Here is a 21684-nt window from a genome sequence, read left to right as displayed (position 1 = left end):
ATGCGCGATTTCTACGGCGTCACGCTGGACAATCCGCTGATGCTGGGCACGGCGCAATATCCTTCGCCAGCGGTGCTTGAAGCAGCGTTCCGCGAGTCGGGCGCCGCCATCGCCACCGTCTCGCTGCGCCGCGAGCGCGGCGAGGGGCAGGCGTTCTGGGACATGGTGCGCAGTCTTGGCGTGCATATCCTGCCCAATACCGCCGGCTGCCACAGCGCCCGCGAGGCGATCACCACCGCACAGATGGCGCGGGAATATTTCGAGACCGACTGGATCAAGCTCGAAGTGATCGGCCATGACGACACCCTGCAGCCCGACCCGTTCGAACTGGTCGCCGCCGCCGAGGCGCTCTGTGCCGACGGGTTCAAGGTGTTCCCCTATATGACCGAGGATCAGGTGATCGCCACCCGTCTGGTCGAGGCCGGTTGCCGGGTCTTGATGCCATGGGGCGCACCCATCGGCTCGGGGCTGGGGCTGACCAACCCCTTCGCGCTGCGCAGTCTGCGGGCGGCCTTTCCCGACATCCCGCTGGTGGTCGATGCCGGTCTGGGCCTGCCCAGCCATGCGGCGCAGGCGATGGAGATGGGTTATGACGCGGTGCTGCTGAACACCGCCGTGGCACAGGCCGACGATCCCGCCGCCATGGCCCGCGCCTTCGCGCTGGCGGCGCAGGCGGGGCAGATTGCGGCCCGGTCCGGCCCGATGCCCGCGCGCGATATGGCCGCGCCCTCGACCCCTCTGATCGGAAAGGCCTTTCTATGACCACCGCCCTGCCCCGTTTCTACCCGGTTCTCGACAGCGCCGACTGGATCGCCCGCGCGCTAAACGCCGGCGCGCGGCTGTTACAATTGCGCGTCAAAGACCGCCCCGACGCTGAGCTGCGCGATGAAATCCGCCGCTCGTTGGCGCTGGCAAAAAAGCACGGCGCGGCGCTAGTGATCAACGATTATTGGCAAATCGCCATTGATGAGGGGGCCGACTGGCTGCATCTGGGGCAAGAGGATCTCGATACGGCAGATCTGAAGGCGATCCGTCGCGCCGGATTGCGCCTTGGCGTGTCCACCCATGACCACTTTGAGCTGGACCGAGCGCTGGCGCTGGAACCCGATTACGTGGCCCTTGGCCCGGTATATCCGACGATCCTGAAACAGATGAAATGGCACGAACAGGGGCTGGACCGCGTCAGCGAATGGAAGCGCCTGATCGGCGACATACCGCTATGTGCCATCGGTGGCCTGTCGATCGAACGTGCGCCGGGCGTCATCGAGGCGGGGGCCGATCTGCTGGCGGCAGTCACTGATATTACGCTGAACACCGACCCTGACGCGCGGCTGCGAGACTGGCTGGAGGTCTGCAAATGACCCGTTACGAGCGCCAGATCGTCCTGCCCGAAGTCGGTACGCAAGGCCAGGAGCGGCTGCGCGCAGCGCATATTCTGGTGGTCGGTGCGGGCGGGCTGGCGGTGCCGGTGCTGCAATATCTCACCGGCGCGGGGGTGGGCCGCATCACCCTTGTTGATGCTGATCATGTGGAGAAGGGCAATCTGCACCGCCAGCCGCTCTATCGCATGGCGGATGTGGGTGCACCAAAGGTACAGGCCGCTGCGGCGGCGCTGCGCAGCCTCAACCCCGAGGTTGAAATCCGCCCCATGGCCACATGGCTTGATCCCGAATCTGCCCCCGCACTGGTCGATGCAGCCGATTTGGTGTTGGACTGCGCCGATACCTTTGCCGCCAGCCTCACGCTTTCCGATACCTGCCACGCGGCGGGCAAACCGCTGATCACCGCCTCGGCCTTGGGGCTGCAGGGTTATGTGGCCGGGGTCTGCGGCGGCGCACCATCGCTGCGCGCGATCTTTCCCGACCTGCCGGGATCCGCGCCCACCTGTTCAAGCGCCGGGATCCTCGGCCCTGTCGTCGCGACGATGGGCACGATGCAGGCGCAAATGGCGCTCTCAGTGCTGCTGGGCCTGTCGCCCTCGCCGCTGGGGCAGATGCTGGTATTCGAGGCGCAGCGCTGGCGGATGGTCGACTTCCGCTTTGACGATGCCCTCGAGCCGGCCGCACCACTGCCCTTCATCGCCGCTTCGGCCATCCGCGCCAACGATCTGGTGATCGACCTGCGCACCGAAGCGCCCACACCGTTCCGCCCCGACGCGCTGCATATTTCCACTGACGCGGTGCCCGAACTTGGCATCGCGCCCGATACCGACCGGGTCGTGCTGGCCTGCCGCACCGGGTTGCGCGCCCATAATTGTGGCGTCGGGCTGCGCGCGCGCTGGCCCGGCAACATCGCCCTGTTAAGCGTGCCCGACGGATAGGACGCAGCGCGCCCCTCTCAACCTCTCAACTCCGGAGAATCCAATGAAGCGATTATTCGCGCCGATTGCTGCGCTCTTTCTGACCACCGCCCCGCTCGCCGCGCAAGACAAGCTGACCGTCATGCTGGACTGGTTCGTTAACCCCGGCCATGGCCCAATCGTGCTGGCCGAAGAGCTTGGCTATTTTGCCGATGCGGGCCTCGAAGTCGAACTGGTATCCCCCGCCGACCCGAATGACCCGCCCCGCATGGCGGCAGCGGGGCGGGTGGACATCGCGGTGTCTTACCAGCCCGAGTTACACCTGAGCCGCCGCAGCGGTCTGCCGCTGCGCCGCGTGGGTACGCTAATCGAAACGCCGCTGACCTGCCTTGTGGTGCTGGCCGATGGTCCGGTGCAATCGGTCGCAGATCTGGCCGGGCGCAAGGTCGGGTTCGCGGTGGCCGGGGTACAGGAAATGCTACTGGAGGCGATGCTGGCGCATCACGACCTGACGCCGGATTCGGTCGAGCAGATCAATATCGGCTGGTCGATCTCGCCTGCGCTGATGGCCGGGCAGGTCGATGGTGTGATCGGGGCGTTTCGCAATTTCGAACTGAACCAGATGGCGCTGGAGGATCACGAAGGGCGCTGCTTCAACCCCGAAGCCGAGGGCGTGCCCAGCTATGACGAGCTGATCTATGTGGCCGACCCCGAGCGGATGGATCCCGCCCTGATCGCCCGTTTCCTTGAGGCAACCGAGCGCGCGGGTGCCTTCATCGTCAACGATCCCGAAAAAGCATGGGAGATCTTTGCCGCAACCGATCGCGAATTGCAGACCGAGTTGAACGCGCGCGCCTGGGCCGACACTTGGCCGCGCTTTGCCCTGCGCCCCGCCGCAATGGATGCGGGCCGCTATATCCGTTTTGAGGAATTTCTCGTCGCGCAGGGCGTCACCGACGAACAGCTGGATATCAGCGAACTTGCCATCGACGTAACCGGAGGAAAGCAAATTGAGTAACCATGAATATGGCCGGGCCTTTGGGATTTGGCGCGATTCGGCACAGGCGGATTGGGAGATCTATACCCATCACGAATATGTCGAACAAATGGCTAACGGCACCCTGCCCGAAGCGCAGTTCGTGCACTATCTGCGGCAGGATTATGTCTTCTTGATCCATTTCTCGCGCGCTTGGGCTCTGGCCGCTGCCAAGGCCGGCACCTTAGAAGAAATGGCCACCGCCAGCGCCACGGTTCACGCGCTGGTCCATGTCGAAATGCCCCTGCATATCGCGACCTGCGCCAAGCAGGGCATTGACAAGGAAGCGCTTGAAGCCACGACGGAACTGCCGGCGAATCTGGCCTATACCCGTTACGTGCTGGAGGCCGGTTATTCCGGTGATTTCCTCAACCTGATGGCGGCGCTGGCGCCTTGCGTGCTGGGCTATGGTGCGATCGGCGCGCGGCTGGCAAATGTAAGCGGCCCCTATGAAGCTTGGTTCAAGGTCTATGGCGGCGAAGAATTCCAGACGCTGTGCCGCGACGTGGGTGCGCTGATCGACCAAGCCCTTGTGCGCCGCCTTGGCGAGAACTGGGCCGACCTGCCCCGGGCCGCCGAACTGGCGCATCAGTTCAAGACCGCCACCCGGCTTGAGCAGGGGTTCTGGGATATGGCGCTGACGCCACCGCCGAGCGATCCGTGACCAGCCCCGGTATCGCTTTGCAGGGCGCGGTTCACCTTAACGAAACGATCCTGCTGCCCAACCTCCGCCTTGCCCTTGCGGCGGGGCGGTGGACGGTGCTGCTGGGGCCGTCAGGCGTGGGCAAGACGACGTTGGCGCGTCTTGTCGCCGGACTGCCCACCGGGGCGCAACTTGAGGGCACGATGCGCGCCGACGATGGTGCGCCCCTTGATGGTCGCGTGGCGGTGATGGCACAGGACGATCAACTGTTGCCTTGGTCCAGCGCGCTGGCCAATGTCTGTATCGGCAGCCGCTTGCGCGGCACGCGCCCGGATTGGACCCGCGCCCGCGCCCTGCTTGACGCCGTCGGGCTGCTGCCGCTGGCCGAGCGCAAACCCGGCCGACTTTCGACCGGCCAACGCCAAAGGGTGGCGCTGGCGCGCACGCTTTATGAAGATCGCCCCGTTGTCGTGCTTGACGAACCCTTTTCCGCACTGGACCCGGTTACGCGCTATGCGATGCAGGATCTGGCCGCCAATTTGCTGACCGGACGCACCGTGATCTTGATCACCCACGATCCGCAGGAAGCCATGCGTCTGGCCTATGCGGCCTTTCTCATCGGCGGCCCGGACGGGGCTAGCGCTGTGGAAACCCCCTCCTCGCCAGCACCGCGCCCGGCGGATTCGCCCGAGATCTTCGCCGCGCAGGCCGTACTGTTACGACGGCTGACAGGTGCCACCGCTCCGGACACCGGGATCGCGGCATGAGCAGCGGGTCGGCAATGCTGCGCGCCGGTCGCGCCTGTCTGGCCACGGCAACGGCGCTTTTGGGCTGGCATCTGGTCGTGCTGCTGACCGGGGCACCGTCTTTCATCCTGCCCGGTCCGCTCGATGTCGCGCAGGCCTTGGGTAAAAACGCCGCTCTGCTGGTGACCCAGACCGGCTTTTCTGCGGTTAACCTATTGCAGGGGCTGGCGCTTGGCGTGGTACTTGGCGTGGCGACGGCGCTTAATCTTGCCTTGTCGCCGGCGGCCCGGTTGTTCCTGCGCCCGGTGCTGATTTTTGCGCAGGCTGTTCCGGTCTTTGCCCTTGCGCCGGTGATCACCCTGTGGCTGGGCTATGGCGCGCCGTCGAAAATCGTCATGGTGGCGCTGGTCACCTATTTCCCGATCGCGTCGGCGTTTTTCGACGGGCTGATGCGTCTGCCGCCCGGCCTCAGTGATCTGGCGCAGACATCCGGCGCGGGGCCTTTGCGCCAACTGATCCACCTGCAGGTGCCCAATGCGCTGCCGGCACTGGCCTCGGGGCTGCGGCTGTCGGCGATCTATGCGCCGCTAGCGGTGGTGATTGGTGAATGGGTCGGATCATCGCGCGGGCTGGGGCATCTGATGCTGATGGCCAACGGACGCGGCCAGACCGATCTGATGTTCGCCTCGCTCATGGTGCTGGCCCTGCTCAGCCTGAGCCTGTGGGCTTTGGTCGAGGCTGTCGCGCGCCGTTACCTGACCCGATAAACGGCGCGGCGGCCCGGTAACACACCAGCTGCTGCGCCTAGGGCGCGCGACCCAGCGCATCCCGGAATTCTTCTAAAACCTGCTGATAAACGGCACGTTTGAACGGCACGATCTGCGCCACCAGATCGTCAATATTCTGCCAGCGCCATGCGGCAAATTCGGGCTGTTCAGTCGCGATATTTATCTGTTCGTCGCGCCCCAGAAAGCGCATCAGAAACCATTTCTGTTCCTGCCCGCGAAATCGCCCGCCCCAGATATTGGGCACCAGCGCAAGCGGCAGATCATAGGGCAACCAGCCCTCGGTATTGGCCAGCACTTCGACAAGATCCTCCGTCACCCCGGTCTCTTCACGCAGTTCGCGCAGTGCCGCCGCGCGCGGGGTCTCGCCCGGATCCACACCGCCCTGAGGCATTTGCCAGGCATCGGTGTCGCGGTCGCGGCGCTGGCCAACGAAAACCCGGCCCTGCCCGTTCATGAGCATCACACCCACACAGCGGCGATAGGGCAGTTTGTCGATCTCGTCCGGTGTCATCCTGTCATCCTGTTTTCTGCCGCAGGCGGTGGTGCTCCCGTGGGATTGCGCCAAAATCACGCCTGCTGAGCCGCGAACATGCCTCAGTTATGGATCGCCGTAAAGCAGCGCAGAAGGGATGGGTGAAGGATGGTTTTCGGACAGTCCCTGATGAATGTGACACGGCAAGGGCCTTGAGCGGGCTCACTGTCCCGACAACAGAACCGCCTCGACCCGCCGGTTGGCTTCGCGCCCCTGTGCGGTAAGATTCGAGGCGACCGGAGCAAGATAGCCCACGCCTTCGGTATCGATGCGCTTTGCGGCGATGCCGTACCCTTCGATCAACCGGACACGAACGGCCCCGGCGCGGCGGCGTGACAATTCGATATTCGATTCCAGCCCCCCGACGGTGTCCGTGTGCCCGACCAGCGAAATCCGGTATTCGGCGTTATCCTGCAGAAAACTGGCCAGCGCTCCCAGCGTGGCATGGGGGCCGGGCCCGAGCGTATCAGCACCCGTCTGGAAATCGAGATCGTGCAGAACGACATAGCCGGTGCTGGTCAGCTGCGTGGCAAAATCATCCGTTGTGGCAGGGCCGGAAATCGGCCCGGCGACGCTTGCGCTGGTGTCTTCATCCGATGGCGCGACCCGGATTATCTGAACAAACCCCGAGGCGCGGCTGCGGCTGACCAACAGGCTGATCGCCTCGCCCTCACCTCGCGCCGCTGCGAGAAAGCGATAGTTGCGCACATCCACATACATCTCGGGCGCCGGAATCACATCGATGGCAAAGCGAAAATCGAACCCCCCGCAGGCAATATCCTTGCACTGGAACAGGATCTCATAACCGTCCTCTTGCAATTGCGCGCGCAGCGGGTCCAACAGTTGCAAGGTGGTCAGGTCGCTTTTCTCGACGCGCCATGCCTGACGATCCACCCGGCCCTCATAGCTCCGTGTTGCAACACCTGTCGATATATGGGGACCGATGGGCATGGCATAACTGTCCCGCGCGCTGACTTCTTGTGTCACGCGCTGTGCGTCAGCCGGCAGCGCCAGATCACCTGCCCGAACCGGCCCCGCCGCCAGCGTCAGGGCAAAGAAAAGCGCGATGGCAGCTCTCATCTGAACGTCGTGCGATACCCGGCATCCGGGCGCAGCATCATGTCGTTATCACGAGCGGTGGGCTGGATGGTTCGGATCACTGGTGTTCATCCCGTGGTTGGGGCTGGCGGTAATGATACTGTCCGACAACCGACATCCCCAGGGAAGCACAGAACTCGCGCGCCGCCCGGTTCTGCCGCCGCACCAGCACTGCCAGCGAGTCCGCCCCTTGTGATAGCGCCCAATGTGCGGCACCGCGTATCATCCAGCCGCCCATGCCCTGTCGGCGCCGATGCGGCAGTATCTCGACAGAATGCACCATCGCCATGCCTTGATCCACGGCCACGAACCCGGCCCCCGCGGGCTTATCCCGGTGGCGGCCCAGCAACCCGGTCTTGGGCCCCGTGACGCGCGCCATCACCGCCTGCCGCTCGGGCCCGATCCCGGCACTGGCCCAGATTTCACGCATGATCGCCAGCGGTTCCCACAGGGTAAAGACGGTGACGCGCGGCAGGGTCCGGTCGGCCAATAGCGCCGGTTCGCAGGCAAGGAGATCCACAGGATCACTGACGCCATAACCAAGGCTGGCCAATTGTGTGTCAAGCTGCGCGTCGCCCTCGCGGATCATGTACAACGGCTGCTGCCCCATTTCACGCATCCGGGTTTCGGCGGCGGCGATGTCCTCGGCGCTGGCCTTATACGCCGGATCATCGAGCGTCGCGGCGCAGACACGACTGCCTCCGCCCTGGCCCTCGCGCAGGGTGAACGGGCCGCAGCGATGATAGGCCGCTGCCGGCCAAGTGGCGTCCAGCACGTCGAAGAGCGATGCTGCGCTCACAGGCCCAACTCTTGACCGAGACGGGCAATTGCGGCGTTGACGCGCGCGCCATCAGCGCCGCGTACGACGATATTGACACAAAATGCGCCGTCCCGCTGGAACGGATAGCACCCGACTGACAGATCGGGAAAGTCGCCCGCCAGCGTGGCCAGCGTCTCGGCGATGTCGCCCTCGCCCCGGTGCACCCGCAGGTTCTGCGACATCAGTGGTGTCCCGCCAGTCAATTGCGGCAGGATACCGGCCACCATCGCCTCGAATATTTCAGGCACGCCGGCCATCACATGCACATTGTGGAGGGTGAAACCGGGCGCAGCTGACACCGGATTGGCAATCAATTCGGCCCCGTCGGGAATGCGGGCCATGCGCAGGCGGGCCGCGTTCAACTCCAAACCGCTGGCTACATAATGTGCCTGCAATATCTCGCGCGCATCCTCGCGCACGTCAATCGCGGCACCGAAGGCGGAAGCGACGTTGTCGGCGGTGATGTCGTCATGGGTCGGCCCGATGCCACCACTGGTGAACACATGGTCGAACCTTTGTGACAGCGCCTTCACCGCGTCCTGTATCGCCTGCGGGGCGTCGCTGACCACCCGCACTTCCTGCAGGTCGATGCCGCATTTGGTCAGCTCTTTCGCAAGGTAATGCATGTTGGAATCGCGCGTACGCCCCGATAGGATTTCATCCCCGATGACAAGCATTGCGGCGGTAGGGTTGGCCATGGCGGGTGTCCCTTGATAGCTGACCCTTGCAGGTATAAGGCGCTGACCATGCGCTTTCAAACCCCTCTTGTGCCGGCACGGTTGATCCGGCGTTACAAACGCTTTCTGGCCGACTGCGTTCTCGATGACGGGCGCGAAGTGACCGCCCATTGCGCCAACCCCGGCTCGATGATGGGGCTGTCCGAACCGGATGTCCGGGTCTGGCTGGAACCCAATGACGACCCCAAGCGCAAGCTGAAATATGGCTGGCGGCTGGTCGATCACGAAAACGGCCATTTCACCGGTGTGGACACCTCTGTGCCCAACCGGGCGGTGAGGGTGGCACTTGACGCGCGGCAAATTGCCCCCCTGGCCGCCTATGATTCGATCCGCGCCGAGGTGCGATACGGCACCAACAGCCGGATTGATTTCCTGCTGACCGGGCCGGACCTGCCCGACGCCTGGGTCGAAGTCAAAAACGTGACCCTGTCACGCCAGCCCGGGCTGGCCGAATTCCCCGACAGCGTGACCGCGCGGGGCACCAAACACTTGGCCGAACTGACCGCGATGGCGCAGGCGGGCCATCGGGCCGTGATGCTGTATCTGGTACAGCGCACCGATTGCGACCGTTTCACGCTGGCTCATGACATCGACCCGGCCTATGCTGCTGCGTTTCAGATTGCGCGTGATGCCGGGGTCGAGGCGCTGGTAATGGGGACGACGATCAGCCCGCTGGGGGTCTCTTTGGCGGCACCGCTGACAATGATCGACCCGGCCCCTCTGGTTTCCCGCGATGAAACACGTTAGACATCCCGCCGATCAACGTGATGGAGCCCTTGGTGAAGAACGAAGTCCACGGCCGCCTGACAAAAGACGGCATCCGCATCTATGACCCCGTAACCGACTTTCCCGGTATGCATGCAGCGGGCCGTCTGGCGGCGACGATTCTCGACGATATCACCGAGCATGTGAAAGTCGGCCAGTCGACCGAAGAGCTCGACCGCATCATCACCGACATGGTCGACGCGGCCGGAGCCACATCAGCCACCATCGGCTACAAGGGCTATCAACACGCCAGCTGCATTTCGGTCAACCATGTCGTCTGCCACGGGATTCCGGGGCCGAAAACGTTGAAGGACGGCGACATCCTGAATATCGATGTGACCGTGATCGTCGATGGCTGGTATGGTGACACCAGCCGCATGTATGTGGCCGGTCGCCTGCCCCGCAAGGCCGAGCGCCTGATTCAAGTGACCCATGATTCACTGATGAAAGGCATCGAAGCGGTCAAACCCGGCAATACTTTCGGCGATATCGGCCATGCCATCCAAAGCTTCGTCGAGCCTCAGCGCATGAGCGTTGTCCGCGATTTCTGCGGCCATGGTCTTGGCCGGGTGTTTCACGCGCCGCCCAATGTGCTGCATTATGGCCGCCCCGGCACCGGTGCGGTTCTGGAAGAGGGGATGCTGTTCACCATCGAACCAATGGTCAATCTGGGCCGGCCCGAAACCAAGACACTGGCCGATGACTGGACGGCGGTAACACGCGACAAGTCGCTGTCAGCACAGTTTGAACATTCGATCGGCGTGACGGCGGACGGGTGCGAAATCTTCACCCTGTCACCCGCCGGAAAGTTCCACCCGACCTATTGAGGCGCGCGCAGCAGCGTCACATGGGTGTCACCATATTTGCGCCGATCCAGCAGCTCGAACCCGTCGGGCGGCGGCATCGGTGCGTTTTCCTCCCAGACGATCAACGCCCTCGCCGCCAGCCAGTCCGCCCGCGCCGCCGCGCGTAGCGCACGCGCGCCCAAGTCCTGCCCGTAAGGCGGGTCAAGAAACACCAGATCACAGGCCGCATTATCGCAAGGTGGCAGCCGCGTCGCATCGCGCCCCAGCAGCCGGGTTTCCGCGCCCAGATCGAGCGCGGCGATATTGCGCCGGATCAGCCCCTGGCCAATGCGCCCGCTTTCGACGAAAGTGACATGCGCCGCCCCCCGTGACAGGGCTTCAATGCCCAGCGCGCCGGTGCCAGCGAACAGGTCCAGCACCTGCGCGCCGTCGATCACCGCAAGATGGGTCAGCATGGAAAACAAGCTTTCGCGCACCCGGTCAGGCGTCGGGCGCAAATGCGCGCCGGGATCGCCCTTGCCGACCGTTGCCAATGGCCGGCCCCGAAATCGCCCGGCGATGACCCTCATATTCGCAACAGCGTTTTCAGATCGGTCTGCACATCGGCCACTGCCGCCGGATCGGGCGATTTGCCTGCCTCGATCAGCCGCTTGCCCACCATATAGGCACGCGGCGCGTTCATCGCGTCCACCGCGCGCAACTCGTCGCCGCAATAATACCAGAACGATACGGTCTGCCCCTCGCCCTGCCGCGTGACGATGCGGTCATAGCCAGTATTCAACCCGGCAATCTGCAGTTTCACGTCATATTGATCCGACCAGAACCATGGCTGTGGAGCATAATCCTGCCCTGCCCCTAGCATATTGGCGGCCACGCATTCCGCCTGATCGATGGCATTCTGCACGCTTTCCAATCGGACCCGGTCACCCTTGTGCGGAAAACTGGCACAATCCCCCGCCGCCCAGATCGCTGGGTCCGAACTGCGCCCCTGCGCATCGACCGCAATGCCATTGTCGATCTCCAGCCCGGCCATTTCCGCCAACCATGTCGATGGGGTGATGCCAACGCCGACAATGACCAGATCAACCGCGATTTCGCTGCCATCGGTCAGACGGGCACCGGTCACGCGGCCATCCTGCTCGATCAAGTGATCCAAGCCGACAGATTCGCGAATATCAACACCGTGTTGCTGATGCAGGGTGCGAAAATAATCGCTGGTTTCACGCGCAGCAACCCGTTGCAGGATGCGCTCGGCCATTTCCACCAGCGTCACATTGACACCCAGCTTGGTCGCGACCGCTGCCGCTTCAAGCCCGATATAGCCGCCGCCGACGATCAGCGCACGCGCGCCGTCTTTCGCGGCGGGGGCCAAGGCGTCGATATCGGCCAGATTGCGCACAACGAAAACGCCCTTCAAATCGCCGCCGATCCTTTCCGGCAGGGGGCGCGGGCGCGATCCTGTGGTCAGGGCAAGCTGATCATAAGCAATAACGCGATCGCCCACCGTGACGGTTCGGGCTTCGCGGTCAATGCTGGTCACGCGCTGGCCCAGATGCAGGGCGATATTCTGATCCGCGTAATAGCTTTCGGGGCGCAAAAACAGCCGCTCGCGGGTGGTCTCGCCCAGTAAGTACCCTTTGGACAGCGGCGGGCGTTGGTAGGGCGGTACCGGCTCTTCACCGATCAAGGTCAGCGCGCCCTCATAGCCTTCGCTGCGCAGTCTGGACACCAGCGACGCACCCGCCTGACCTGCGCCAATCACGACAATGCCCGTCATAAGCCGTTCGCCTCCTGCTGGTCTTGCTCAGTTTAGACCCTATATCCCAGAGTCGCTGACATGCAATTCCAAGGGGGACACAAATATGAGCATTTCTACCGGAGATACCCTTCCCGACGCCACACTAACCGAGCTGGGCGCCGATGGCCCCGCGCCGGTTGAGCTGGGCGACAAGCTAAAGGGTCGCAAAGTTGTGATTTTCGCCGTTCCCGGCGCGTTCACGCCGACCTGTCATTCCGCTCACATGCCCAGCTTTGTCCAAAACAAAGAGAAGTTCGACGCAAAAGGCGTGGACGAGGTGATCTGCATTTCCGTCAACGACCCGTTCGTGATGGATGCATGGGCCAAGGCCACCGGAGCCGACAAGGCCGGAATCACCACGCTGGGCGATCCTGAAGCAACATTTACAAAGGCGATTGGTATGAAATTCGACGCGCCGCCCGCTGGTTTGCTGGCACGGTCAAAGCGTTATGCCATGCTGGTCGAAGACGGCAAGGTGGCGCTGCTTCACCAAGAAGAAAACCCCGGCGTTTGCGAAGTTTCCGGCGGCGAAGCCCTGCTGGCGGCGATGTGATTGTCAAGGCTTGGGCGCCTTGACGCCGCCCAAGTCGTCAGGCCAGACCGTCCATCTTGCGGGCTAGTTTTGCATCGAGCGCGCTTAGCCCGCCGACATCATGTGTCGTCAATACGACTTCGACCGAGTTATAGACATTTTTCCACTCGGGATGGTGGTTCCATTTTTCAGCCCAGAACGCGGCGCGGGTCATCCAGCCGAAAGCGTCGACAAAATTGTTGAACTTGAAGGTCTTGGTCAATGCATCGCGCCCCTCGACCATCTCCCAACCGCTTTCAAACAATGGGGTAAGAAGCGATTTGCGGGCCTCTTCGGATAAGCGTTCACTCATTGCTGTTCCTCCATACTAGACTTCCTGAACGGGCCGTATTCGGTCAGAACTTCGATTTCCTCATCGACGGCGTCCCGCTCGGCCTCGAGATAGCGCGCGACGGCCTTGGAAAAGCCCTGATCGCCCATCCAATGCAAGCTGTGTGTGCGTGTCGGCAGATATCCCCGCGCCAGTTTATGTTCCCCTTGGGCACCCGCTTCGACCGTTTTCAGCCGGCGCTGAATCGCTAGATCGATGGCGCGATAATAACACAATTCGAAATGCAGGCACGGGTGATGTTCGGTGCAGCCCCAGTACCGCCCGAACAATGTATCACGTCCCATAAAGTTCAGCGCCCCGGCGACCCAGCGCCCGTCACGCCGGGCCGTGATCAGGGCAATATCATCGCGCAACGTATCATGGGCGATCTCGAAAAACGCCCGTGTCAGATACGGCCTTCCCCATTTCCGCGCACCGGTGTCCTGATAAAAATGCCAGAATGCCTCCCAATGTTCGGGCTGCAGGTCATCGCCGGTCAAGAGGTGGACAGAGCCGCCGAAACCGTTGGCCTGCTGCCGCTCTCTGCGGATCGCCTTACGCTTGCGCGAAGACAGGCTGGCCAGAAAGGCGTCAAAATCGGCATAATCGTGATTGAGCCAGTGAAACTGCTGGGTCGCTCGTGCCATCAGCCCCATCTGCGCGCCCGTATCGGCCTCGTCTTCCGTGCAAAACGTGATGTGAAGCGAGGATAGATTATTGTCGCTGGCGATTTGCACCGCGCCCTGTAGCAACGCGGCCTGACCCGGTATTTCGTATCCGGGGCGCACCAGAAACCGCCGCCCGGTCACCGGCGTGAATGGCACCGCAATCTGAAGTTTGGGATAATACCGCCCACCTGCGCGCTCATAGGCGTGCGCCCAGTTGTGATCAAAGATATATTCGCCCTGACTGTGCGCTTTGGCATAGAGCGGCGCGCAGCCGATCAACTGGCCATCCATATAGGTCGTCAAATATTGCGGCTGCCAGCCGGTTCCCGGACCAACCGAGCCCGAGTTCTCCAGCGCGGACAAAAACCGATGCGTGGTGAACGGATCAATCGGACGGCCCTCCGCAGCCTCTGGGCAGGCGCAGGCATCCCAGTCTTCTGCATCGACCCGCGACAGCGAATCGATTACGCGTATTTCAATTTGTGGCTGATCCATATCTTTCCCGCTTACGACCCTTATCTGTGGTCGGCCCTGATAGGGTCAAGCCCGGCGCCGGGGCAGGTAGCCTTCAAATGTGATATTGTCGGCCCATTTCCGGGCGCGGGCCTCGTCCTGCGGGCTGCGGATGGTCCAGCACAGAACCGGCACCCCCCGCGCCCGCAATGACTGTACCCGTGGGCGGGTCAGATCCCGAGCGTCATGACTGATAAAGGCGGCCCGGACGCGCTTGAAGTCCGGAATTCCGCGCAGCCGTTGGCGGGTGGCCTTGGACAGTTTCCAATCGCCTGCTTCAAAACCGCAGGTCACGAGCCCGCGTGGCAGGTCCGGGGCAATACGGCGCATTTCATCGATGCTGTGGGGATTGAAGGCCATGACCGCCACCGGCCCGACATATCCTCTCAGCGCAGTGGCAGTCGCCGCTTCCAACGGCCCCACATTCGGCCCCAGAGCACCGTCCTGATCCTTGAGCTCGATCAGCAGCGGCACCCGCCCCATGACGATCTCGAGCACCGCGTCCAGCGTCGGGACAGTTTCGCCGTTGCCCCCATTCAGGGCGATTTCTCCGGCTTCGGCAGCGCTCAGCTCCTTGATCGCGCCGCGCGCTTTCGTCAGTCGGGACAGGTTGTCATCGTGAAACACCAGCGCCCGATTATCGCGCGATAGCTGCAGGTCGATCTCGATCCCAAAGCCCTGTTCCACCGCAGCCCGAATGGCTGCCCGGCTGTTCTCCGGGCGGCCACGATCATGCAGCGCCCGGTGCGCAAGGGGCACCCGCAAAAAGGCGCGCGGCAGAGAGGGTGTCATCTGATATGGAAAATCCCGTCGATCTCGACCGCCACCCCCAGCGGCAGACTGACGGCAGAAACCGATGAGCGGGCGTGCCGCCCCGCATCGCCCAGCGCCTCGACCAGAAAATCTGACGCGCCGTTGATCACTTTCGGCTGATCGGTGAAATCGGCGGTCGAGTTGACAAAGCCGGTCAGCTTGACCGCGCGTACCAAGCGGTCGAGATCGCCATCACAGGCGGCCCTGACCTGGGCGAGAAGTGCGATCGCACATTGCCGCGCCGCCGCAGCACCAGCGGTGACATCCATATCAGCGCCCAGCTTGCCTCGGATGAGGCCGTTTTCATCCGACGAGATCTGACCCGCGATATAAAGCGTGTTGCCATCCCGGACGTAAGGCACGTAATTCGCAGCCGGCGCAGATGCATCGGGTAGGGTCACCCCCAATTCGGCCAGTCGGGTTTCAATGCTCATGCTGTTTTCCTGTTCTATAAAATTCACACGAAAAGCTAACCGCCCAAGCCCTGCACGAAAAGGGCCAATGCGCGGATTTGAGCGCCCGCTGTGCCAAATATACTGCCAGCGGTCCGATCAGTGACAACGCGCGGGACCGGCGGCACGCCGCACTAACGCCCAAGTCGTCAAAGCCAGATCCGCTCCGTTCACTCTAGCCACTAGGGTGGGTTGTCGCGGAAGACGGAGCTTGGCCTTAATCGATGCGCTCTAAGATACTCTGTTCCAAAACCGCGACAAATTCGTTAAGCCAAACGTGAAAATGCGTGTCGATAACTTCGCCTATGGCCTTTAACGCCACGCTCCGGCGCTGCTGCTGCAATCCATAACCGTTGGAATCGAATCTCATGTCATTGAAATCGCAATACTTTCGTACATTCGGGGTGCTATTTCTTGTCGCTTTTGTCTCGGCCTGTTCGGTGCCAGATTCGAATTACACCAACAGCGGAGAGGTTTTCGATCCGCATGAACAAGCCAATCGCGGGGTTCATCGCTTCAACCTTGCCATGGATTCGGCGCTGTTCCGCCCGGCTTCGCGCGGGTACACGAATGTTGTACCCGACCCAATCGAAGACAGTTTCAATCATTTCTCGCAGAATCTGTCTAAACCCAAAGACATGTTCAACTTCCTGTTGCAGGGACGCGTCAAAGAGGCGGGTATCTCATTGGCACGGTTCGTGCTCAACACGACGATTGGCTTCGCAGGTCTGGCCGATCCGGCAACCGAGTTCGGCATTCCCGCCCCATCAACGGATTTCGGCGAAACACTCTATGTTTGGGGCCTCAATGAAGGGGCCTATATCGAATTGCCGGTATTCGGCCCCTCTACCCAGCGCGATGCGGTGGGACGGGTGGTGGATTTCTTTACCAATCCGCTGGGCTTCAACCACAAGATCGGAGGTGCCTACTTTCCCGCCTATGCCTATGTGGTGGAAAGCCTTAGCGACCGGGGCCGCTTTTCCAGTACAGTTGATTCAATTCTGTACGACAGCGCTGATAGCTACTCGGTCGCGCGGGTGATCTATCTACAAAATCGGCGGTTCAAACTGGAAGGCGCAGAAGGCGACACATATGTTGACCCCTATGACGATCCGTACGCCGATACGGGCAGCATTATTGACCCTTATGAGGATCCCTATGACGATTAAACTGTTCAATCGCCGTAATTTTCTGACCTCCAGCATCGCAGCCATGGGTCTGGCCGCGCTATTGCCCCGGCCCGCCCTCGCCCTGACCGAAGCAAGCGCGCGCAAATTGGTGGATTCGGTTGTCGGCGATATCAACCGTGTCATCGCCTCGGGACAGTCCGAAGCTGCCATGATCGGCCAGTTCGAACGCATTTTCGCGCGCTATGCCGATGTGCCGGTGATGGCACGCTATGCTTTGGGTGCCGATGCGCGTCGCCTCAACCAGTCCCAGATGCAAGCGTTCACACAAGCTTTTCAGGGGTATATTGCGCGCAAATACGGAAAGCGTTTTCGCGACTTCATTGGTGCCGAGATCATCGTGAACACAGCGCGCCAGATCAAAAGCGGATATGAAATCAAAGGCACTGCAAAATTGCGCGGCGAGGCCCCTTTCGAAGTGACGTTCCTGGTCTCTGACCGCTCGGGACGGGATCTGTTCTTCAATCTGTTTATTGAGGGCGTCAACATGTTGTTGACCGAGCGCACGGAAATCGGCGCGATGCTGGATCAACGGGGCGGCAATATCGACCAGTTGATTGCGGATCTGCCCCGCGCGGGCTGAGGTCGCCTAAATCAAGAAATCTCGGGGCGCTCTGCAACCATGCGAGCGCCCCTTTTTCTGTGGCACTGGCGGCGGTCTTCAGCCGCCGAAGATATCGCGCAGCACCTGATCCACCACCGCGCCCAGACCACGACCACCACCCTGCGGTGCCGGTCTGCGTGGCTGTTGATATTGCGGTTGGGGCTGGGGCTGGGGCGCACCGGCAGGTTCGCGCATCGGCAGGGGTTTGGGCGCAAGCCCCTCATGCACGCGCACCATGGTTTCGCGCCAGATCTCTGCCGGAAGGCCACCACCGGTCACCCCGCTCAGCGGGGTATTGTCATCATAGCCCATCCAGACTCCGGCAACATAATCAGCGGTGAAACCGATGAACCACGCATCGCGGGCCGCCTGGCTGGTGCCAGTCTTTCCTGCGGCCTGCCAGCCGGGGATCGCCGCGCGACGGCCCGTCCCATCTGAAACGACCTTTTCCATCATCCAGATCAGTTCTTGTGCCGCTTCTGTGCGGATAACTCGTTCACCGATACCGCCTGCCAATCCCATCAGAGGCTTGTCTTCGCCCAACAGGCGTAATTCGGTCAGCCCGTAAGGCGTCACCGACGACCCGCCGTTCAAGATACCCGCGAACGCGCCGGTCATTTCGATCAGTGTGCTTTCAGAGGTACCCAGCGCCAGCGCGGGACCTGCGGCCAAATCGCTGTCGATGCCGAAATCGCTGGCCACTTTTCGAACAAGTTCGCGGCCCACGTCTTCGGAGACCTTGACCGCCGGCACGTTCAGCGAATCCTTGAGCGCCTGAACCAAGGTGACACGCCCGTGATGCCGGTGGCTATAGTTGCGCGGACACCAGCGTCCGGAGCCGGGAATATCCATACAAAACGGTTCATCCACAACAGTCGCATATGGCGAATGGCCCAATTCCAGAGCGGCGGCGTAAACAAATGGCTTGAACGCCGATCCCGTCTGGCGCGACGCCTGCGTGGCGCGGTTGAATGCGCCCGCCACCTTGGTCTCGCGTCCGCCAACCATTGCCCGGACGGCGCCATCTTTGGTCATCACCACGATCGCAGCCTGTGCTTTGGAGCCCTCGCGCACTTTGTTTTCAAAGACGTATTGCATTGCGTCTTCGGCAGCTTTTTGCAATCGGCGGTCCAGCGTGGTGCGGATGATCACGTCTTCGGTCGTGTTGCGTGTGAAAAACTCGGGACCACTCGCCATCACCCAATCGGCAAAATACCCCCCCGCCCGATCCGACGCTGCCTTTGACAATTGCGCTGGATTGTCGCGCGCCTCGCGGGCCTGCGCTGTGGTCAGATAGCCTTGATTTTCCATCAGCCCAACGATGACATTGGCCCGGTTCTGCGCACGCGCCAGGTTGTTGGTGGGCGCAAACCGCGAGGGCGCGATCAACAGACCGCCGAGCATGGCCGCTTCGGCAGGGGACACTTCGGAGGCGGATTTCCCGAAATAGCGCTCGGCGGCAGCCTCGAAACCGCGCGCGCCCGCCCCCAGAAAGGCGCGGTTCATATAGATCGTCAGGATTTCGTCTTTGGTGTACTTGGCCTCCATCGCCATGGCGTAACCGGCTTCTTCAATTTTACGCCAAAGGGTGCCACGGCGGCACTCCGCCTCATATTCGGCCTCGGTTTGACCGCTTTCCGGATCGTAGGCATCGCCCAGACACAACAATTTGGCCGTTTGCTGGGTCAGGGTCGATCCGCCATGCCCCGAGAACGGACCGCGCCCTTCGCTCAGGTTGATGCTGATGGCGCTGGCAATACCGCGTGGGCTGATGCCGAAATGCCTGTAAAAGCGCCTGTCTTCCGTCGCAATGATGGCATTTTTCAGATGGGGGGAAACGCTCTGCGCTGTCACCACGCCGCCAAACTGATCACCGCGCCATGCAAAAACATCGCCCTGCTCGTCAAGCAGGGTCACCGAACCGCGCGCACGCCCGTCCAGCAAAGCTGTCATTTCCGGCAAGGTAGTATAAAAATAGCCGACGCCGAGCGCGATCAGCAGCAAAATCACTGCCCCGATTCGCCAAGTCACCCCCCACACAGCCGCTGTGATAAAACGCAACAGCCGACTTAAGAAGCCGCGGGGTCTGCCAGAGTTTCTGCCCCTTCTTTTCTTTGGCGCAGCACGGCGTGACCGCGTCCTTGCCGCACGGGCCGGAGTCGCCTTTGGCTTGGAACTCTTGCGCGCCGGTTTGGCTGCGGTTTTCTTCCGCGAATACCTTTTTTCGGCCACCAAGGGTGGTTTCCGTCTTTTCGTCATGCTCAGCCCTGCCCGGCCCTGATTTTATTGAAACAATAGTTTGTCAGCGCCGATTTGTAGAGTGGCCAAAGGCGGGAGCTTCATAGTCACAGAGGAAGCCCCCGCCGTCTTTATGTCATCACTCCGCACCTTTGACGGAAAGCCTATCTATGCTCCCACATCCACGATGGCCTGCGCCAGAATCGGCACGGTTTCGCGGTTCAGCCCGGCGATGTTAATGCGACTGTCACCGATCATATAGATGCCGTGATCGGCACGCAGTTTTTCCACCTTTTCGGGGTCGATCCCCAAACGCGAGAACATGCCGCGATGTTGTGCAATAAAACCGAACCGATCTGAGCCCGACAAACGCTGCAATTCACCGGCCAGTTGCTCACGCAGGCCTAGCATCGTTTTACGCATTTCTTCCAGTTCACTGGTCCAGTCAGCGCGCAAGGCGCTGTCATTCAGAATCATGCTGACCAAACGCGCGCCGTGATCTGGCGGAAACGAATAATCCTGCCGGTTCAAATAGGCCAGCGTGGCCTGATTCAGCGCTGTTGCATCTGCATTGCGCGACACCGCCATCAGCATGCCGGTGCGTTCGCGATAGATTCCGAAATTCTTGGAACAGCTGGTCGCAATCAGACATTCCGGTACCTGCGAGGCAACCATGCGGGTTGGTTTGGCATCGGCTTCCAACCCGTCCCCGAACCCCTGATAAGCAAGATCGATCATCGGCACCGCGCCCTTGTCGTTCAGCAAGTCGATCACCGCCTGCCATTCAACCAGGTTCATGTTGGCACCGGTCGGGTTATGGCAACAGCCGTGCAGCAGAACCACATCGCCTTTCCGCAACGCCCCAAGATCCGCCATCATACCGTCAAAATCGACGCCACCGGACTGGCTGTCGAAATAACGATAAGCGACGGTTTCTACGCCCATGAATTTCAGGATGGAAAGGTGATTGGGCCAAGTCGGATCGGACACGAAAATTCGTACATCGGGATTGGCCAGGCGGATCATCTCGAAGGCCTGACGCACCGCGCCGGTCCCGCCGGGGGTCGCGGCAGCGGCGATATTTTCCCGCGGAACCGCGTTGTTCAGTACCAGGCGGATCATTGCATCGGCAAAGGCCGGATCGCCCGCCAGCCCGACATATGCTTTGCTGGTCTGTTCCTGCCAAAGGCGATGCTCAGCAGATTTTATCGCGCGCATGATAGGGGTTATGCCTTCGGCATTACGATAGACACCGACGCCAAGGTCAATCTTATCGGCGCGCGGATCGTCGCGGAAGGCCTGCATCAGAGCAAGAATCTTGTCGGCTGGCTGGGCCTGGAGATTTTCGAACATCAGGTTGCGTCTCCGGTTGCGACGGGCAGGGTCGGAAAAGCGCCCCATTCGGCCCAGGACCCGTCATAAAGGGAATGATCGGTCTTGCCGATCCGTTCAAGTGCAAGCGAAAGCACCGCCGCCGTAACGCCCGACCCGCAAGTGGTGATCGCGGGCCGGGTCAGGTCGACACCGGCGCTTTCGAATATGGCGCGAATTTCTTCACGCGATTTCATCGTGCCATTGCCGTTTAGCAGTTCACGGTAATGCACATTGCGGGAACCGGGTATATGGCCGCTGCGCAAGCCTTCGCGCGGCTCGGGCTCGTCGCCGCGGAACCGTCCGGGCGAGCGCGCGTCGATGATCTCGTGGTCGCCCAGCTTGCTGGCCTGCGACACTTGGGTCACGCCGCGTACCAGCGCATTTTGCACGCGCGGCGTCATGTGACGGTCGCGCACGATCGGGGCCATATCCTCGACTGGACGACCCTCTTGCTGCCATTTGGAAAACCCGCCATCCAGCACGGCGATATTGGTCTGTCCCATCAGCCGGAACAGCCACCACACCCGCGCCGCCGAGAACAGACCGGCACCATCATATACCACCACCTGATGCCCGTCGCCCACGCCCATGGCGCGCATCCTTGAGACGAATTTTTCGGGCGGGGGTGCCATATGCGGCAGATCCGATCGCTGGTCGGAAATCTCCTCGATATCGAAAAACCGCGCCCCCGGTATATGGGCCGCGTCATATTCGGCTCTGGGGTCGCGGCCGACGCTGGGCAGGTACCATGATCCGTCAAGAATCCGCAGATCGGGATCTTGCAGATGTGCTGCCAGCCAATCGGTCGAGACAAGTGTTTTCGGATCGTCCTGCATGGTCGAGAACCCTCATGTTTCGGTTCCCG

The 21684-nt window shown here is 61.8% G+C and carries 26 protein-coding genes; 12 read left to right on the top strand and 14 right to left on the bottom strand.

What is annotated here, in order from left to right; genetic code table 11:
- The 7 genes from JAO82_RS06810 to JAO82_RS06780 are packed head-to-tail and all read left to right on the top strand — an operon-like array spanning nt 1 to nt 5491.
- Entirely contained in the window at nt 1-762 is a 762-nt protein-coding gene (locus JAO82_RS06810) for a thiazole synthase (protein ID WP_198685624.1), read from the top strand.
- Nucleotides 759-1361 carry a thiamine phosphate synthase gene (locus JAO82_RS06805; RefSeq protein ID WP_198685623.1) on the top strand — a complete coding sequence of 201 codons (603 nt, stop codon included), beginning with the start codon at nt 759-761 and terminating at the stop codon, nt 1359-1361. The genes JAO82_RS06810 and JAO82_RS06805 overlap by 4 nt, the downstream gene beginning before the upstream one ends.
- Nucleotides 1358-2320, top strand: coding sequence for a HesA/MoeB/ThiF family protein (locus JAO82_RS06800; RefSeq protein WP_198685622.1), 963 nt, complete (start codon nt 1358-1360; stop codon nt 2318-2320). The genes JAO82_RS06805 and JAO82_RS06800 overlap by 4 nt, the downstream gene beginning before the upstream one ends.
- 43 nt (nt 2321-2363) lie before the next feature.
- Nucleotides 2364-3317, top strand: coding sequence for an ABC transporter substrate-binding protein (locus JAO82_RS06795; RefSeq protein WP_198685621.1), 954 nt, complete (start codon nt 2364-2366; stop codon nt 3315-3317).
- Nucleotides 3310-3999 carry a TenA family protein gene (locus JAO82_RS06790; RefSeq protein WP_198685620.1) on the top strand — a complete coding sequence of 230 codons (690 nt, stop codon included), beginning with the start codon at nt 3310-3312 and terminating at the stop codon, nt 3997-3999. The genes JAO82_RS06795 and JAO82_RS06790 overlap by 8 nt, the downstream gene beginning before the upstream one ends.
- On the top strand, nt 3996-4745 hold the full coding sequence (locus JAO82_RS06785; RefSeq protein ID WP_198685619.1) for an ABC transporter ATP-binding protein: 750 nt from the start codon (nt 3996-3998) through the stop codon (nt 4743-4745). Before JAO82_RS06790 ends, JAO82_RS06785 begins: the two co-directional genes overlap by 4 nt.
- Nucleotides 4742-5491, top strand: a complete 750-nt coding sequence (locus tag JAO82_RS06780; protein ID WP_232897275.1) for an ABC transporter permease — start codon at nt 4742-4744, stop codon at nt 5489-5491. Before JAO82_RS06785 ends, JAO82_RS06780 begins: the two co-directional genes overlap by 4 nt.
- 37 nt (nt 5492-5528) lie before the next feature.
- Here the strand turns inward: JAO82_RS06780 and JAO82_RS06775 are convergent, their stop codons facing one another.
- The 4 genes from JAO82_RS06775 to JAO82_RS06760 all read right to left on the bottom strand — a co-directional run bounded on the left by JAO82_RS06775 (nt 5529) and on the right by JAO82_RS06760 (nt 8660).
- Nucleotides 5529-6023 (bottom strand): RNA pyrophosphohydrolase, encoded by a 495-nt coding sequence (locus JAO82_RS06775; RefSeq protein ID WP_198685618.1) that lies wholly within the window; start codon nt 6021-6023, stop codon nt 5529-5531.
- Between the two features lie 183 nt (nt 6024-6206).
- Nucleotides 6207-7124, bottom strand: a complete 918-nt coding sequence (locus JAO82_RS06770) for an OmpA family protein (protein ID WP_198685617.1) — start codon at nt 7122-7124, stop codon at nt 6207-6209.
- Between the two features lie 76 nt (nt 7125-7200).
- Nucleotides 7201-7941 carry a GNAT family N-acetyltransferase gene (locus JAO82_RS06765; protein ID WP_198685616.1) on the bottom strand — a complete coding sequence of 247 codons (741 nt, stop codon included), beginning with the start codon at nt 7939-7941 and terminating at the stop codon, nt 7201-7203.
- On the bottom strand, nt 7938-8660 hold the full coding sequence (locus tag JAO82_RS06760; protein ID WP_198685615.1) for a competence/damage-inducible protein A: 723 nt from the start codon (nt 8658-8660) through the stop codon (nt 7938-7940). Before JAO82_RS06760 ends, JAO82_RS06765 begins: the two co-directional genes overlap by 4 nt.
- A gap of 48 nt (nt 8661-8708) precedes the next feature.
- Here JAO82_RS06760 and sfsA point away from each other — a divergent pair, with 48 nt between their 5' ends.
- Complete coding sequence (gene sfsA, locus JAO82_RS06755) at nt 8709-9446, top strand: DNA/RNA nuclease SfsA (RefSeq protein WP_198685614.1); 738 nt, start codon at nt 8709-8711, stop codon at nt 9444-9446.
- Nucleotides 9447-9478: 32 nt separating this feature from the next.
- Complete coding sequence (map, locus tag JAO82_RS06750) at nt 9479-10291, top strand: type I methionyl aminopeptidase (protein WP_332872500.1); 813 nt, start codon at nt 9479-9481, stop codon at nt 10289-10291.
- On the opposite strand, the gene rsmD is transcribed toward map, so the two are convergent.
- Together rsmD and JAO82_RS06740 are read right to left on the bottom strand one after the other, a co-directional pair.
- Nucleotides 10285-10839: a 16S rRNA (guanine(966)-N(2))-methyltransferase RsmD gene (gene rsmD, locus JAO82_RS06745; RefSeq protein WP_198685612.1), complete on the bottom strand. Its 555-nt coding sequence runs from the start codon at nt 10837-10839 to the stop codon at nt 10285-10287. The genes map and rsmD overlap by 7 nt on opposite strands.
- Entirely contained in the window at nt 10836-12047 is a 1212-nt protein-coding gene (locus tag JAO82_RS06740) for an NAD(P)/FAD-dependent oxidoreductase (RefSeq protein ID WP_198685611.1), read from the bottom strand. The genes rsmD and JAO82_RS06740 overlap by 4 nt, the downstream gene beginning before the upstream one ends.
- A gap of 85 nt (nt 12048-12132) precedes the next feature.
- On the opposite strand from JAO82_RS06740, the gene JAO82_RS06735 reads away from it, so the two are divergent.
- Complete coding sequence (locus tag JAO82_RS06735) at nt 12133-12621, top strand: peroxiredoxin (protein ID WP_198685610.1); 489 nt, start codon at nt 12133-12135, stop codon at nt 12619-12621.
- Nucleotides 12622-12658: 37 nt separating this feature from the next.
- Here the strand turns inward: JAO82_RS06735 and JAO82_RS06730 are convergent, their stop codons facing one another.
- The 5 genes from JAO82_RS06730 to JAO82_RS06710 form a co-directional block, all read right to left on the bottom strand.
- Nucleotides 12659-12952, bottom strand: coding sequence for a 4a-hydroxytetrahydrobiopterin dehydratase (locus JAO82_RS06730; protein ID WP_198685609.1), 294 nt, complete (start codon nt 12950-12952; stop codon nt 12659-12661).
- Nucleotides 12949-14133: a GNAT family N-acetyltransferase gene (locus JAO82_RS06725; protein WP_198685608.1), complete on the bottom strand. Its 1185-nt coding sequence runs from the start codon at nt 14131-14133 to the stop codon at nt 12949-12951. The genes JAO82_RS06730 and JAO82_RS06725 overlap by 4 nt, the downstream gene beginning before the upstream one ends.
- A 45-nt stretch (nt 14134-14178) precedes the next feature.
- Entirely contained in the window at nt 14179-14943 is a 765-nt protein-coding gene (locus JAO82_RS06720; protein ID WP_198685607.1) for a glycerophosphodiester phosphodiesterase family protein, read from the bottom strand.
- The gene (locus tag JAO82_RS06715; protein ID WP_198685606.1) at nt 14940-15398 is read right to left on the bottom strand and encodes a RidA family protein; all 459 of its coding nucleotides are present in this window, start codon (nt 15396-15398) and stop codon (nt 14940-14942) included. The genes JAO82_RS06720 and JAO82_RS06715 overlap by 4 nt, the downstream gene beginning before the upstream one ends.
- A gap of 235 nt (nt 15399-15633) precedes the next feature.
- A complete protein-coding gene (locus JAO82_RS06710; RefSeq protein ID WP_198685605.1) occupies nt 15634-15786 on the bottom strand; it encodes a hypothetical protein in 153 nt (50 codons plus the stop codon).
- On the opposite strand from JAO82_RS06710, the gene JAO82_RS06705 reads away from it, so the two are divergent.
- Together JAO82_RS06705 and JAO82_RS06700 are read left to right on the top strand one after the other, a co-directional pair.
- Complete coding sequence (locus JAO82_RS06705) at nt 15785-16585, top strand: MlaA family lipoprotein (protein WP_198685604.1); 801 nt, start codon at nt 15785-15787, stop codon at nt 16583-16585. The two genes, JAO82_RS06710 and JAO82_RS06705, sit on opposite strands and share 2 nt — an antisense overlap.
- A complete protein-coding gene (locus JAO82_RS06700; protein ID WP_198685603.1) occupies nt 16575-17186 on the top strand; it encodes an MlaC/ttg2D family ABC transporter substrate-binding protein in 612 nt (203 codons plus the stop codon). The genes JAO82_RS06705 and JAO82_RS06700 overlap by 11 nt, the downstream gene beginning before the upstream one ends.
- Nucleotides 17187-17264: 78 nt before the next feature.
- Here JAO82_RS06700 and JAO82_RS06695 read toward each other — a convergent pair whose 3' ends face one another.
- From JAO82_RS06695 to sseA, 3 genes are all read right to left on the bottom strand, one after another.
- On the bottom strand, nt 17265-19466 hold the full coding sequence (locus JAO82_RS06695; protein WP_198685602.1) for a transglycosylase domain-containing protein: 2202 nt from the start codon (nt 19464-19466) through the stop codon (nt 17265-17267).
- A gap of 147 nt (nt 19467-19613) precedes the next feature.
- On the bottom strand, nt 19614-20798 hold the full coding sequence (locus tag JAO82_RS06690) for an amino acid aminotransferase (RefSeq protein WP_198685601.1): 1185 nt from the start codon (nt 20796-20798) through the stop codon (nt 19614-19616).
- A complete protein-coding gene (sseA, locus tag JAO82_RS06685; RefSeq protein WP_198685600.1) occupies nt 20798-21655 on the bottom strand; it encodes a 3-mercaptopyruvate sulfurtransferase in 858 nt (285 codons plus the stop codon). Before sseA ends, JAO82_RS06690 begins: the two co-directional genes overlap by 1 nt.
- Nucleotides 21656-21684 lie beyond the last annotated feature (29 nt).

The organism is Pontibaca salina (genome assembly GCF_016307205.1).
Lineage (GTDB): Bacteria > Pseudomonadota > Alphaproteobacteria > Rhodobacterales > Rhodobacteraceae > Pontibaca > Pontibaca salina.
This window is presented reverse-complemented; position numbering and strand designations above follow the sequence as displayed.

Coding starts and splice junctions, on each gene's coding strand:
- JAO82_RS06715 (WP_198685606.1), bottom strand. CDS start 15,398: ATGAGCATTGAAACCCGACTGGCCGAATTGGGGGTGACCCTACCCGAT.
- JAO82_RS06695 (WP_198685602.1), bottom strand. CDS start 19,466: ATGACGAAAAGACGGAAACCACCCTTGGTGGCCGAAAAAAGGTATTCG.
- JAO82_RS06720 (WP_198685607.1), bottom strand. CDS start 14,943: ATGACACCCTCTCTGCCGCGCGCCTTTTTGCGGGTGCCCCTTGCGCAC.
- JAO82_RS06770 (WP_198685617.1), bottom strand. CDS start 7,124: ATGAGAGCTGCCATCGCGCTTTTCTTTGCCCTGACGCTGGCGGCGGGG.
- JAO82_RS06805 (WP_198685623.1), top strand. CDS start 759: ATGACCACCGCCCTGCCCCGTTTCTACCCGGTTCTCGACAGCGCCGAC.
- JAO82_RS06810 (WP_198685624.1), top strand. CDS start 1: ATGCGCGATTTCTACGGCGTCACGCTGGACAATCCGCTGATGCTGGGC.
- sfsA (WP_198685614.1), top strand. CDS start 8,709: ATGCGCTTTCAAACCCCTCTTGTGCCGGCACGGTTGATCCGGCGTTAC.
- JAO82_RS06705 (WP_198685604.1), top strand. CDS start 15,785: ATGTCATTGAAATCGCAATACTTTCGTACATTCGGGGTGCTATTTCTT.
- JAO82_RS06795 (WP_198685621.1), top strand. CDS start 2,364: ATGAAGCGATTATTCGCGCCGATTGCTGCGCTCTTTCTGACCACCGCC.
- sseA (WP_198685600.1), bottom strand. CDS start 21,655: ATGCAGGACGATCCGAAAACACTTGTCTCGACCGATTGGCTGGCAGCA.
- JAO82_RS06725 (WP_198685608.1), bottom strand. CDS start 14,133: ATGGATCAGCCACAAATTGAAATACGCGTAATCGATTCGCTGTCGCGG.
- JAO82_RS06800 (WP_198685622.1), top strand. CDS start 1,358: ATGACCCGTTACGAGCGCCAGATCGTCCTGCCCGAAGTCGGTACGCAA.
- JAO82_RS06780 (WP_232897275.1), top strand. CDS start 4,742: ATGAGCAGCGGGTCGGCAATGCTGCGCGCCGGTCGCGCCTGTCTGGCC.
- JAO82_RS06735 (WP_198685610.1), top strand. CDS start 12,133: ATGAGCATTTCTACCGGAGATACCCTTCCCGACGCCACACTAACCGAG.
- JAO82_RS06760 (WP_198685615.1), bottom strand. CDS start 8,660: ATGGCCAACCCTACCGCCGCAATGCTTGTCATCGGGGATGAAATCCTA.
- JAO82_RS06775 (WP_198685618.1), bottom strand. CDS start 6,023: ATGACACCGGACGAGATCGACAAACTGCCCTATCGCCGCTGTGTGGGT.
- JAO82_RS06690 (WP_198685601.1), bottom strand. CDS start 20,798: ATGTTCGAAAATCTCCAGGCCCAGCCAGCCGACAAGATTCTTGCTCTG.
- JAO82_RS06710 (WP_198685605.1), bottom strand. CDS start 15,786: ATGAGATTCGATTCCAACGGTTATGGATTGCAGCAGCAGCGCCGGAGC.
- rsmD (WP_198685612.1), bottom strand. CDS start 10,839: ATGAGGGTCATCGCCGGGCGATTTCGGGGCCGGCCATTGGCAACGGTC.
- JAO82_RS06740 (WP_198685611.1), bottom strand. CDS start 12,047: ATGACGGGCATTGTCGTGATTGGCGCAGGTCAGGCGGGTGCGTCGCTG.
- JAO82_RS06730 (WP_198685609.1), bottom strand. CDS start 12,952: ATGAGTGAACGCTTATCCGAAGAGGCCCGCAAATCGCTTCTTACCCCA.
- JAO82_RS06700 (WP_198685603.1), top strand. CDS start 16,575: ATGACGATTAAACTGTTCAATCGCCGTAATTTTCTGACCTCCAGCATC.